A 12,885-nucleotide genomic window follows, 5' to 3' on the forward strand; every position below is an offset into this window, starting at 1 on the left:
AAACAAAATGAATAACAATAATAAGAAAATTAAAAATAACAATAAAAAAAAATCCCTGTTATTAAAACTAATTAGATATATTGAACATAGGCATATTAAACACAAAGAAAATATAATAAAATTAATGTTAAACTTTAATAAGTATAAAAAAAATAAAATTAATAAATTAATAGGCCTTATGGCTGAGTTTGAAAATTATAAAAAACGTATAGAAAAGAACAAAAAGCTAATAATAGAAACTGCTAATAAAAACTTATTATTAGAATTGCTAAGTTTAGCAGAGGATTTTAAGAGATGCTTTAATAGCAAGAAAGATAAGGAAGGAATAAAAATAATAAATAGAAAATTATGGAACCTTTTAAAAAAAGAAGGGATAAAAAAAATCAAATCGAAAAAAGGAGATGTTTTTAATACAGATATTCATGAAGCAGTATCAATACAAACTATAAAAAAAAATGAAATGAAAGGAAAAATATTACACATAATAGAATCAGGATATAGTTTTAAAAAAAAAATAATTAAATATACTAAAGTAATTGTAGGAAAATAAATGAAGAAAAAAGATTATTATGAAATCCTTGGAGTAAATAGAGATGCAACTCTTGATCAAATAAAAAGAGCATACAGAAAATTAGCCTTAAAATATCATCCCGATAAAAATAGAGAAAAAGAGGCTGAAGAAAAATTCAAAGAAGCTGCAGAAGCTTATAATGTATTAAGTGATAAAAATAAGAGAAATACATACGATCAATATGGACATCAAAATTATCAAGAAAGTAATAATCTAAATATAGAAGATATATTATCTAATTTTGGAGATCTATTTAATGATACCTTAGGTGGTTTCACAGAATTTGTAGACAGATCTGAAGATACTTCAGATAGGAATAGAGGAGAAGACTTAAGAATTAAAATTAAATTAGATTTAGTGGAAATTTATAAAGGTGTTAAAAAACAAGTAAAAGTTAAACGACTTAAATGTTCCAAAAATTTAAACTTTCAAAGTTGTGATTATTGTGATGGAACAGGCAATATTAATAAATATACTAGTACTTTTTTAGGGAGAATACAAACTAGTATAACTTGTAATCACTGTTTAGGGTTAGGTAAAATAATAAAAAATATTCCACTAGGAGTAAATAATCAAGGTCTAAAGAAAGTTGAAGAATTAATAAATATTAAAATTCCAGCTGGAGCTAGGCAGAAAATGCAACTGAGAATATTAGGTAAAGGGAATGATCCAGTTTTTGGGATTGGTGTACCAGGTGATTTAATTGTTATAGTAGAAGAACTACCACATAAAAACTTAAAAAGAGATGGGGATAATTTATCATATGATTTGTATTTATCAATCCCCAAAGCCATATTAGGAACATTTGAATATATACCTACTATAACAGGTAAAGCCAGAGTTAAAATAGAACCAGGAATTCAACCAGGAAAAATTTTAAGATTAAAAGGAAAAGGACTCCCAAAAATCAAAGGCTTTGGAAGAGGAGACTTATTTGTCAATATAAAGATTTGGATTCCTAAAAAAATAAATAGGGAACAACGACTTGTTTTTAACAAAATTAAAAATGATCCTAATTTTATACCAAAACCTAAAAATAATAAAGAAAGAGTAAAATAAATCTAAGACTAAGACTAAGAAGAATGAATAGAGTAATTGTCGGTTTATCAGGAGGAGTAGATTCAAGTGTTGCCGCCTTAATATTAAAGAAGAAGGGATACGAAGTAATAGGAATATATCTTAAAAATAATTCTCAAAATTCTTTCTGTGATTGGGAAGAAGAAAGTATATCAGCTCTTATGGTATCCCAACAACTTGGGATACCCTTTTATATATTTGATATAACTAATTATTATAAAAAAATAATTTTTGATTATACAATTAATGAATATATTGGTGGGAAAACCCCTAACCCAGATGTACTATGTAATAATAAAATAAAATTCAAGATTTTTATAAAAAAATCAGTAATTTTAAAAGCAGATTATATTGCTACGGGTCATTACGTCAGAAAAAAAAAAACCTATCTAGCAGGAAAAACCATTTATAAACTATTTCCTGCTTTAGATAATAAAAAAGATCAATCTTATTTTTTATGTAATTTAAATCAAACTCAAATAAAAAAATCCTTATTTCCACTTGGAAAACTTAATAAAGAAAAGGTTAGAAAAATAGCCGAAGCTGCTAAATTAATTAATGCTAAAAGAAAAGATTCTCAAGGAATTTGTTTTTTAGGAAAAATTAATTTGTCTACAGTTATTAAGAAAAAAATAAAGAATAAATTAGGAAAAATTATAATTATAAATAAAAACTGTAAAGTTTATAAAAACAAGATATTATATGGCAGATCTACTCTAGAAAAATTAGATATTTTATCACAAAAAATAAACTATAGACCTAAATATGGGAAAATAATAGGCTATCATAAAGGGGTGTCTTATTTTACAAAAGGACAAAGAAAAGGTCTCAAAATAGGAGGCTTAAGTAAACCAATATTTGTTATAGAGAAAGATTTAAAACAAAATATATTATATGTCGGACTAGGGAATCACCATCCTGGCTTATTTAATTCAGTAATTTTTATAAAAACAGAAAATATTAATTGGATTTATAAAAAATATAAAAATTTAATTGATAAAAAAAATCCTTTTAAAGTAAAAGCTAAGATACGCTCAAGACAAAGGTTTCAACTGGCCAGTTTATATAATATTAAACAAGGGATATATATTTATTTTAATTCTCCTCAACGAGCTCTGTCAGCTGGACAATATATAGTATTGTATTTTAGAAATGAATTAATTGGTTCTTGCTTGTATAATTAGTGGAGATTTTAAATCTCCAATTAAAAGGATCATTGGATAAATTATGCTGTATATCTAATATATATTTTTTAAAATAATAAGAAATTCTGTTTTTATTATTTAAAGCAGGTAATATATAATTACTGTTTTGTATACTAATTAATTTTAAAGGATTAATTATTACAGCAGTACCACTACCAAAGATTTCATTAACTAAGTTTTTTTTAAAATAGTATTTTAATTCTTCAACAGTTAAGTATCTTTCCTCTACTTTAATTTTATTTCTTTTTGCTATATCTATAATACTTTTACGAGTTACTCCATTAAGAATTTTCTCATCTGCTGGAGCCGTAATCAGACAATTTTTAATATAAAAAAACACATTCATAGTACCAGCTTCTTCAATAATGGAATGTGTAGCTGAATCAGTCCATAAAATTTGATCATAACCTTCTGCTTTAGCTTTTTGGGTTGGAAAAAATGAAGCCGCATAGTTTCCTGCTGCTTTAATAAAGCCAATTCCACCATTAGTAGATCTACTATATTTTTGTTCTATTTTAACTTTTAATGGTCTGGAATAATAATTATTTACAGGGGTACAAATAACTAAAAAAATATAATTTGAACTTGGTTTGGCTGATAAGGGACCAGCTGAGGCTATCATAAAGGGTCTGATATATAATGAATATCCATATTTCATTGGAATCCAATTCTTATCCAAGTTTAATAAATTAATTAATCCCTCAAAAAATATATTATATGGAATAGTTGGCATTGCTAAACGTTTAGCGGAAATATTCAAACGATGAAAATTTTCTAAAGGTCTAAATAAAAAAACATTTTTTTCTTTATCTTTGAATGCTTTCATACCTTCAAAAATTGCTTGACCATAATGAAAAACTAAAGTAATTGGAGAAAAACTAAAATTACTAAATGGTTTTATTATAGGTTCATTCCAAGTTTCATTTTTATATTCACAATATAATATATGATCAGAAAAATATTTTCCAAAAGGAATATCTATCTCCCAATTAATTTTATCTATACTAGATATTTGGCATTTTTCAATACGCATATATTAACATTCTTATTATGAGTCTTCTGCTTAGATTAAGCTTAATATTAAGAAGCAATAAAAATCTTAATGATTTTACAAATTATTAAATATGGAGATAAAATTTTACATAAAAAATGTAAAAAGATAAAACAGAATATTTTCTTCGAAGGTCTCTTTGAAAATATGTTTAATACATTACTTGAAAATATGTTTAATACATTACTTAAGTATGGAGGAGTAGGTTTAGCTGCTCCTCAAATTGGGATTTCTTTGCGATTATTTATAATCAATTCTTTTGATTCAAGAAAAAACATTTTTTTAAATACTAAAATTTTAAAACAATTTGGAGTTTATAAAGAGTATTGCGAAGGTTGTTTAAGTCTACCGAAAAGTTTTTATAGAATTAAAAGGAAAGAAATCATTTTAATTGAATATTTTGATGAAAAGTGGAGACGACATAATATACATATTAAAGGTTTTTTAGCTCGCGTTATTTTACATGAATCTGATCATATAAATGGAAAACTTATAATTCTTTAATCAGTTTCTTAAAGAGATTATATTTATTAATAATAATATTTGATATCGTTTTACGAGTTAATTTTAAATTCTTATTTTTTAATATATTAATAAAATTAGAATAATTGAAACCAAATTTTCGAACAGCAGTATTAATTCTAATAATCCATAGCTTTCTAAAATTACGTTTTTTTTGTTTTCTACCTATATATGAGTAACACCTAGATTTTTCTACTGCATTTTTGGCAACAGTGTATAATTTACTTCTAGCACCATAAAAACCTTTTGCTAGTTTTAAAATCTTTTTCCTTTTTTTTTTAGCTGCAACTGAATTAACTGATCTTGGCATATATTATAATAATAATAATTTTTTTATTTTAGTTTTTAGATAATTATTGATTATATCTAAATTAGATAATCTTCTTTTCCTTTTCTTAGATTTTTTAGTTAATATATGATTTTTAAAAGCTTTTTTTCTTTTGAGTAAACCCTTACTGGTTATTTTAATTCTTTTTTTTAAACTTGATTTCCTTCTTAATTTCTTTTTTTTTATTTTCATTTATTTAGTCATTTAGTTTAGTTTATGTGAAACTTTAGGTATTAATACTATAAACATTTTTTTTTCTTCCATTCTTGGTGGAATTTCTACTTTGGTAATATTACTAAGTAATTCAATACATTTTAATAACATTTTTTCTCCTAAATATTTGTAAAATATACTTCTACCTTTAAAAAAGATAGAAAATTTAACTTTATTATTAGATTTTAATATTTTTTTAGCATTTTCGATTTTAAACGATAAATCATGTATATTAGTCTGAGAAGTTAGTCTTATTTCTTTAGTCAAAATTACATTTTTTTTATATTTTTTTTTACTTTTTTTTAAGTTATATAAAAATTTACTAAAATTCATGGCTTTACAAATTGTCGGAGTAACTTTTGGATTAATTTCTACTAAATCTAGAGAAAGATCTTTGGCTATTTTTAAAGCTTGTTTTAATGGGTAAACTTTTGGTTTAATGTTTTTTCCAACTAATCTGACTACTTTTGATCTTATTTCAGAATTTATTTTATATTTTATTTGTTTTATCAAATTTTGGAGTTTTTCTTGATAAGATTAGTAGGGTTATTTAACCTCTTCATAATCTACATCTTGTACTTGGGAATCACTAGAGTTTTTCTTATCGTTTTCGTTTTTATTAAAAATTTCTTGTGAAATAGCCCAAAATTTATTAATCTTATTAACATATTTCTCAATATCTAGAAAGTTTTTATTACTTGTAGCTTGTTTTAATTTTAATAAATAAGTTTCTATATTTTTTAGTTTTTCAGGAGTTAATTTGTTTCCATATTCTTTAATATATTTCTCAGATTGAAAAATTAATGTATCAGCATAATTAATTTGATCGATTTCTTTTTTCAATTTTTCGTCTCTTTCATAATTTTTTTCGGCCTCTTTTTTCATTTTTTCTATATCTTCTTTGCTTAAACCAGAAGAAGCTTGAATTCTAATTCTTTGTTCTCTTCCAGTTCCTTTTTCTTTAGCAGAAACATTTAAAATGCCATTAGCATCTATATCAAAACATACTTCTATTTGAGGTATTCCTCTTGGAGCTGGCGGAATGTCAACTAAATCAAATTGCCCAATTTCTTTATTATCTTTAAATAATGGTCTTTCTCCTTGTCCCACTTTAACTGTTACCGCTGATTGGTTATCAATTGCTGTAGAAAATATCTCGGATTTTCTAGTTGGTATTGTCGTGTTAGCTTCTATTAACTTAGTAAAAACACCTCCTAAGGTTTCTATTCCTAAAGACAATGGAGTTACATCTAATAATAAAACATCTTTTACATCACCTGCTAATACTCCACCTTGAATAGCGGCACCAATAGCTACGACTTCATCTGGATTAACTCCTTTTGAAGGAACTCTTTGAAAAAATTTCTCTACTTCTTCTTGAATTTTTGGGATTCTAGTTGATCCCCCTACTAAAATAACTTCATTTATATCTTTTACTTTTAAAGCGGCAGCTTTTAAAGCCTCTTTACAAGGAGAAATAGATCTTTTAACTAATTGATCAGATAACTCTTCAAATTTGGCTCTTGTTAAGGTTTTAACTAAATGTTTTGGTCCAGTTGAGGTTGCTGTTATATAAGGTAAATTAATTTCTGTTTTAGTACTAGAAGAAAGTTCAATTTTGGATTTTTCTGCTGATTCTTTTAGTCTTTGATGTGCAATAGGATCATTCCCAAGATTTATTCCTTGTTCTGCTTTAAATTCTGTTATTAACCAATTGATTATAATTTTATCAAAATCATCTCCTCCGAGATGAGTATCACCGTTTGTTGATAAGACTTCAAACACTCCATCTCCCAATTCAAGAATTGAAATATCAAAAGTGCCACCACCTAAATCATAAACTACTATTTTTTTATTTTGATTATTTTTATCTAAGCCATAAGCCAAAGCAGCTGCTGTTGGCTCATTGATTATTCGGGCTACTTCTAGTCCAGCAATTTCACCCGCCTCTTTAGTAGCTTGACGTTGTGAATCATTAAAATATGCTGGGACTGTAATTACCGCTTTAGTAACTTTATATCCTAAGTAATCTGCAGCAGTTTGTTTCATTTTTTGAAGTATCATTGCAGATATTTCTTGTGGAGAATATAATTTTTTCTCTATTTTTACTCTTGGAGTATCGTTTTCACCTTTAATAATTTCATATGGTACATATTTTAATTCTTCCATTACTTCAGAATATTTTCTCCCCATAAAACGTTTAATAGAGAATATAGTATTTTTAGGATTAGTTACTGCTTGGCGTTTAGCTGGGTCACCTATTTTCATTTCTCCTCCTTCGGTAAAGGCTATTATTGAAGGGGTGGTACGTTTTCCTTCAGAATTTGGTATAACCGTTGGACCATTTACTTCAATAACTGAAACACAAGAATTAGTAGTACCTAAATCTATACCTATTATTTTATTCATGTTAAATTCAAATTAAACCTTAATATAATATAATATAATATAATATAATATAATATAATATAATATAATATAATATAATATAATATTATAACTCAAAACAGTGAAAACAAAAATTAATTGGTATATTTTTAATGCCTTTAATCAACGTCTCGGACGTTTAGCATCTGTTATTGCTTGTATAATTATTGGAAAACATCAAATTAATTTTTCTCCACATAGTTATGGAGATAAAGTTATTATTATTAACGCTAAACATATAATTTTAGGAGGGAGTAAAAAAAAGAAGAAAACATATATTAGTTATAGTGGATATCCAGGAGGTAAAAAAGTAAAGAAAGTATCTGAATTAATAAAAACCAGACCAGAATTTATAATTAGAAAAGCTGTATTAGGTATGTTACCTAAAAATTATTTTAAAAAAAAAATAAAAAATTTATATATATTTCCTAATAATAGACATAATATTAAAAATGTTAATAATGTTAAATATTTTTATTAATGAAAAAATATATTTCTAATTCTGTAGGACGTAGAAAAACTTCAGTAGCAAGATTATATCTTAAACCAGGGACTGGTAAAATTATTATTAATAATAAAACTTTTTTAAAACACTATGGTTTGAAGAATAAAATATTTCAACCATTAGAACTAACTAATAATAATGGGAAATTTGATATTTATATTAATATATATGGTGGCGGAGTCACTAGTCAAGCTGAAGCTATTATTTTAGCTCTATCTAGAAGTTTATGTAAAATACAGAAATCTGCTAGAAAAATCTTAAAACTAAAGAAATTACTTACTCGTGACTCGAGAATGGTAGAACGAAAAAAATATGGGAGAAAGAAATCTCGTAAGAAGTTTCAATTTTCAAAAAGGTAATGTATAAAGTCTCTAATTTATTAAAAGCTGGAGTTCATTTTGGACATGCTATATCTAAATTGAATCCAAAAATGAAACCTTATATTTTAAGGAAAAATAAGGGGATACATATAATCGATCTTTATAAGACTATCAAAAAATTATGCTTATCTTGTAATTATTTAAAGAAAATAGCTACTTCAGGGAAGGTAGTTTTATTTGTCGGAACCAAAAGACAAGCTAAAAATATAATTGCTTATTATGCTAAAAAGATTAATATGCCTTATATTAATGAACGTTGGCTGGGTGGATTATTAACTAATTTTTCTACAATACAAAAATCAATTTCTAAAATGAAAGTAATAGAAAAAAATAAGTCTTTAGGACTATATAACTTAATATCCAAAAAAGAAAGATTACTAATCTCACGAGTTCATAGTAAATTAAAAAAAAACTTAGGTACTGTTAGTCAACTCCAGGTTTTACCAGATTGTATCATTATTGTGGATATAAACAAAGAGAAACCAGCAGTTAATGAGGCCTTAAAATTAGGAATTCCTATAGTTGGAATAGCTGATACTAATTCTAACCCTGATAAAATTAATTTTCCTATTCCTGGAAATGACGATAATTCTAAGTCAATTAACCTAATTTTATATTATATATCTAATGCTCTCGAAATAGGAATAGATTTATACTTGAAAAATAAAAAGAAATATTATGCAAAATCTTAAACAGATTAAGAAGTTAAGATCTCTTACTAGGGCCTCTCTTATGGCCTGTAAAAATGCAATTATTAAATCCAAAGGCAGACTAAATTTAGCGATTAATTTTTTGATTAATAATTCAAAGAATCTAAAAAAAAATTCTTTAAAAGAAAGTTTTCTAATATGCCGAAGAAATAAAAAGAAAAATAAAGCTGTAGCTATTCTAATAGCTACAGAAACTGAGTTTGTAACTCAAAACGATATTTTTAAAAAATTAGCTAATATTATCTTGGAGGTTGCGTTATTTGGTAAGAATAAAAACAAGATACTAAAATCTCAAATTCTGAATAAATTCCCACTATTTAAAATAGTAAATTATTTCTCAAATCATATTTTTAATGAATCTATTGAGTTAAAAACAATTGTTTTTCTTGAAGCACCTTTTCTTAATTTTTATATACATCATAGTTGGAAGAAAGCAGCTTTAGTTGGGTTCTCAGATTATATTCCAAATTTGGAACAAATATCAAAAAATATAGCTATACAATTAGTATGTAATACTAATTATAATCCGAGTTATTTTACAAAATTATTATTATATAAAAATATCAAACTGGTTACTTGTCTTAATACCTAGAGCGGGACTTGAACCCGCACAGCTGCTTGCTACAGGATTTTAAGTCCTGCGTGTATACCATTTCACCATCCAGGCTATTAAGCGAGAAACGGGATTTGAACCCGCGACCCTTACCTTGGCAAGGTAATACTCTACCAATTAAGCTATTCTCGCACTTTGAAAAAAGAATTTTATTTTTTTTAAAATTGTTATTGAAGAAGCTAGCGTAAGCTGCTTAAGTTTTAAGTTACAAAAGAAATGTTTTATTATTTTATAATTTCTATAAAGCTTAATTGTTTCAAAACTTTTAAGCTTTTCAAATAAACTCAATATTTTTTTAGCTCTTTTTATTAGTATATTAGGAATACCGGCAAGTTGAGCCACATTAATTCCGTAGCTATTTTGGCAACCATATGGTAATAATTTTCTTGTATATATAAGAGTATTATTTATTTTTTTAACTGAAAGACTAAGATTTCTTATTCTCTTGTAATAAGAAATCATATTATTTAATTCATGATAATGAGTAGCAAATAATACCAATGGTTTTTTAGGGTGATTATGCAAAAATTCTATTATTGCCCAAGCAATAGAAATCCCATCATAAGTACTAGTTCCTCTACCTATTTCATCGAGTAAGATGAGACTTCTTTCTGAGATATTATTTAGTATGCTAGCAGTTTCATTCATTTCTCGCATAAAGGTTGATTCTCCAATTGAAATATTATCTGATGCTCCTACTCTTATAAAAATTTGTTCTATTATTCCAATTTCAGCATATTTGGCAGGTATATAACTCCCTAATTGAGCCATTAATATTATTATAGCTGTTTGACGTAAAATTGCGGATTTTCCAGCCATATTTGGACCAGTTATTATAAATATTTGTTTCTTTTCTCTTGTTAGAAAAATGTCATTTGAAACATAAGTCAATTCATTAGAGTTTGAGTTGATTTTAAACTCAATTACAGGGTGTCTACCTCCTTTAATATAAAGATTAAAACTTTTATTAAATTTAGGACATATATAATTATATTTTTTAGCGCATCTTACTAGAGAAAGTATTACATCTATTTTGGCTATTAATTTGGAATTATGTTGAGTTTTGTCTATTTCTTCTATTACAAAGTTAATTAGATCTGCTAATATCTTCTGTTCTATTTTGCTGAGATTGGCTTTAGCAAGTTTTATTTTTAATTCAGAATTTTTTAATTCTTCTGTTATATACCTTTCTACATTAGCTAAAATTTGTTTTCTTTTCCAGTTTTTGGGAATTTTTATCTTTCTCTTAAAGGTTTTTTTAAGCTCTATATAATATCCAAAAATATTATTATAGTTTATTTTGAGATTTTTTATTCCTGTGTCTTTTCTTTCTCTTTCACAAATTTTTAAAATTGTGTTTTCACTATTAGTAACTACGTTTCTTAATTTATCTAATTCTTTGGAAATTCCAGGTTTTATCACCTTTCCTTTCTTTAGATTCTTTGGAGCGTCTGCAAATAATACTTTTTCAAGTACTCGGTATATTTTATTACAATTTAGAATTTTCTTAGCAAGTTGTTTAAAACTTTTACTCTTTGAATCTAAAAGAATACCTTTTATATCTATTATATTTTTTAAGGTTTTTTTTAAGATTAATAAATCATATGGAGTAGCTTTTAAGTTAACTATTTTGGCTATTAATCTTTCTAAATCAGCAATTTGTTTTAGTTTTTTTATTATTGGTTTTACTATTTTCTTGTTTTTTAAAAATTCAGATAATATTTTTTGTCTAGATTTAATCTTTTTTATATTTTTAAGTGGAAATCTTAACCATTTATTTATTAATCTACTCCCCATTGGGGTATAGGTAAAATCTAAAATTTTTAAGAGTGTTACTGCATCTTCATTTTTAGAAGTAAGGATTTCTAAATTTTCGAAAGAAAAATTCTCTATGTTAAGATATTTTTCTAAATCAATTCTTTTAATCGAAGTAATATGGTTAATTTTGTAATTACATATATTACATACATATGCCAAAATGGCACCTGCTGAAGTAATACCCAAAAACAGCTTGTGAATATTAAATCCCTTTAATGAGTTAGTTTGGAAATGTTGAATTAAATTTTTGTAAGCATAATTAAAAGAAAAAAAACAATCTTCTAAGCTCTGTAACTGGATCTTATTGTTTAATATATATTTTATATAGTTTTTTTTCTGTTTGGGGTAAATTATCTCCTTAGGTAAGAATTTGTTAATCATTTGATTAATGTAATTTTGGTCGCCTTCTCCAACTAAAAATTCTCCAGTTGAAATATCTAAAAAAGATATTCCAAGTTTTTGGGAATTTTTTTGATAGTATATAGCACATAAAAAATTATTTTTTTTAGCATCTAAAACTTCACTATTAGTTACTACTCCTGGTGTAATAATTTCTGTTACTCCTCTTTTTAAAATTACTTTATTTTCTGTTTTTTCTAGTTCATCACAAATAGCTATTTTAAAACCTGCTTTTATTAATTTTGGTAAATAATTATTTATAGAATGGTGAGGAAAACCTGCTAATTCGATATCAGATTTTTTATGACGTTTAGTTAAAACTATATTTAATACTTTAGAACACTTTCTAGCATCTTTTCCAAAGATTTCATAAAAATCTCCAACTTTAAATAAGACAATACTATTAGGGAATTTATTTTTTATTTCATTATATTGTTTCATTAAAGGAGTAATGGCTTTCAATTTTATTGTTTTTATAAAATTATTTTATTTATTACTTTTTTAGTAATTTTAATTTGTTTATGTTTTAAACCTTCTAAATAAAAGGTATATTTATTAAATATCTTTTCACATATATAATATAAGCCTCTAGCCCCAAGATTTAATTTAATTGCCTTTTTAATTATTGAATTAATAGCATTTTTCGTAAAAATAAAATCCAGCTTATCAAATTTAAACATATTTTTATATTGTTTTAATATAGAATTTTTAGGTGAAAATAAAATTTGTTTATATTCTGTCTTAGTCAAATTATGTAAATGACATATTATAGGGAATCTCCCTATTAATTCTGGAATAAAACCAAAATTAATTAAATCTTCTGATTTTAAATTATTAAATATATCTTGTTTTTTAGTTTGTCTTTTATTTTTAAATCCAATTTGAGAAAAATTTAATCTGTTATAGATTATTTGTTCTAAGCCTGCAAATGTCCCACCAGATATAAAAAGTATATTTTTGGTATTTATAGATACTATCTGTTTTTCAGGATGTTTTCGACCAATTTGTGTTGAAATGTTAACATGTGAACCTTCTAAAATTTTAAGTAAAGCTTGTTGAACTCCTT

Annotated in this window: 15 protein-coding genes and 2 tRNA genes (1 of these 17 only partly in view); 8 read left to right on the forward strand and 9 right to left on the reverse strand. The window is 25.2% G+C overall.

From position 1 onward, the window contains the following. The first annotated feature begins 7 nt into the window (after window positions 1-7). From JSR03_RS00270 to mnmA, 3 genes are read left to right on the forward strand one after another with little or no spacing between them, the layout of a single operon-like run. The gene (locus JSR03_RS00270; RefSeq protein ID WP_204097768.1) at window positions 8-550 is read left to right on the forward strand and encodes a nucleotide exchange factor GrpE; all 543 of its coding nucleotides are present in this window, start codon (window positions 8-10) and stop codon (window positions 548-550) included. Beyond that, window positions 551-1,630, forward strand: a complete 1,080-nt coding sequence (locus tag JSR03_RS00275; protein WP_204097769.1) for a DnaJ C-terminal domain-containing protein — start codon at window positions 551-553, stop codon at window positions 1,628-1,630. It begins immediately after the preceding gene. A gap of 23 nt (window positions 1,631-1,653) precedes the next feature. Beyond that, window positions 1,654-2,832, forward strand: coding sequence for a tRNA 2-thiouridine(34) synthase MnmA (gene mnmA / locus JSR03_RS00280; RefSeq protein WP_204097770.1), 1,179 nt, complete (start codon window positions 1,654-1,656; stop codon window positions 2,830-2,832). Here mnmA and JSR03_RS00285 read toward each other — a convergent pair. Continuing rightward, window positions 2,795-3,886: a branched-chain amino acid aminotransferase gene (locus JSR03_RS00285; protein WP_204097771.1), complete on the reverse strand. Its 1,092-nt coding sequence runs from the start codon at window positions 3,884-3,886 to the stop codon at window positions 2,795-2,797. The two genes, mnmA and JSR03_RS00285, sit on opposite strands and share 38 nt — an antisense overlap. Window positions 3,887-3,955: 69 nt before the next feature. Here JSR03_RS00285 and def point away from each other — a divergent pair, with 69 nt between their 5' ends. Further along, window positions 3,956-4,408: a peptide deformylase gene (def, locus tag JSR03_RS00290; protein ID WP_204097772.1), complete on the forward strand. Its 453-nt coding sequence runs from the start codon at window positions 3,956-3,958 to the stop codon at window positions 4,406-4,408. On the opposite strand, the gene rplT is transcribed toward def, so the two are convergent. Genes rplT through dnaK form a run of 4 tightly spaced genes read right to left on the reverse strand, consistent with a single transcriptional unit; the run spans window position 4,395 to window position 7,376 of the window. Next, window positions 4,395-4,736: a 50S ribosomal protein L20 gene (gene rplT, locus JSR03_RS00295; RefSeq protein ID WP_204097773.1), complete on the reverse strand. Its 342-nt coding sequence runs from the start codon at window positions 4,734-4,736 to the stop codon at window positions 4,395-4,397. The genes def and rplT overlap by 14 nt on opposite strands. A 3-nt stretch (window positions 4,737-4,739) precedes the next feature. Further along, window positions 4,740-4,946 carry a 50S ribosomal protein L35 gene (gene rpmI, locus JSR03_RS00300; protein WP_204097774.1) on the reverse strand — a complete coding sequence of 69 codons (207 nt, stop codon included), beginning with the start codon at window positions 4,944-4,946 and terminating at the stop codon, window positions 4,740-4,742. A 12-nt stretch (window positions 4,947-4,958) separates the two neighbouring features. Continuing rightward, complete coding sequence (infC, locus tag JSR03_RS00305) at window positions 4,959-5,480, reverse strand: translation initiation factor IF-3 (protein WP_204097775.1); 522 nt, start codon at window positions 5,478-5,480, stop codon at window positions 4,959-4,961. Between the two features lie 33 nt (window positions 5,481-5,513). After that, the gene (dnaK, locus tag JSR03_RS00310; RefSeq protein ID WP_204097776.1) at window positions 5,514-7,376 is read right to left on the reverse strand and encodes a molecular chaperone DnaK; all 1,863 of its coding nucleotides are present in this window, start codon (window positions 7,374-7,376) and stop codon (window positions 5,514-5,516) included. Window positions 7,377-7,476: 100 nt separating this feature from the next. Here dnaK and rplM point away from each other — a divergent pair, with 100 nt between their 5' ends. From rplM to JSR03_RS00330, 4 genes are read left to right on the forward strand one after another with little or no spacing between them, the layout of a single operon-like run. Beyond that, window positions 7,477-7,875, forward strand: a complete 399-nt coding sequence (gene rplM / locus JSR03_RS00315; protein ID WP_204097777.1) for a 50S ribosomal protein L13 — start codon at window positions 7,477-7,479, stop codon at window positions 7,873-7,875. After that, a complete protein-coding gene (rpsI, locus tag JSR03_RS00320) occupies window positions 7,875-8,258 on the forward strand; it encodes a 30S ribosomal protein S9 (RefSeq protein WP_204097778.1) in 384 nt (127 codons plus the stop codon). The genes rplM and rpsI overlap by 1 nt, the downstream gene beginning before the upstream one ends. Next, entirely contained in the window at window positions 8,258-8,971 is a 714-nt protein-coding gene (rpsB, locus tag JSR03_RS00325) for a 30S ribosomal protein S2 (protein WP_204097779.1), read from the forward strand. The genes rpsI and rpsB overlap by 1 nt, the downstream gene beginning before the upstream one ends. A 40-nt stretch (window positions 8,972-9,011) precedes the next feature. Next, the gene (locus JSR03_RS00330) at window positions 9,012-9,581 is read left to right on the forward strand and encodes a translation elongation factor Ts (RefSeq protein WP_204097780.1); all 570 of its coding nucleotides are present in this window, start codon (window positions 9,012-9,014) and stop codon (window positions 9,579-9,581) included. On the opposite strand, the gene JSR03_RS00335 is transcribed toward JSR03_RS00330, so the two are convergent. From JSR03_RS00335 to clpX, 4 genes are all read right to left on the reverse strand, one after another. Beyond that, window positions 9,575-9,656, reverse strand: a tRNA-Leu gene (locus JSR03_RS00335). The genes JSR03_RS00330 and JSR03_RS00335 overlap by 7 nt on opposite strands. Before the next feature lie 5 nt (window positions 9,657-9,661). Beyond that, window positions 9,662-9,734: transfer RNA gene (locus JSR03_RS00340), tRNA-Gly, on the reverse strand. After that, a complete protein-coding gene (mutS, locus tag JSR03_RS00345; protein WP_239079311.1) occupies window positions 9,720-12,281 on the reverse strand; it encodes a DNA mismatch repair protein MutS in 2,562 nt (853 codons plus the stop codon). The genes JSR03_RS00340 and mutS overlap by 15 nt, the downstream gene beginning before the upstream one ends. 11 nt (window positions 12,282-12,292) lie before the next feature. After that, a protein-coding gene (clpX, locus tag JSR03_RS00350) for an ATP-dependent Clp protease ATP-binding subunit ClpX (protein ID WP_204097781.1) crosses the window boundary here: on the reverse strand, window positions 12,293-12,885 show its 3' portion. 622 nt of this gene lie beyond the right edge of the window; only the last 593 of its 1,215 coding nucleotides appear in the window; the start codon falls outside the window, past its right edge; the stop codon is at window positions 12,293-12,295.

Origin of the sequence: Candidatus Karelsulcia muelleri (assembly GCF_016888765.1) — a bacterium.
Lineage (GTDB): Bacteria > Bacteroidota > Bacteroidia > Flavobacteriales > Blattabacteriaceae > Karelsulcia > Karelsulcia muelleri_F.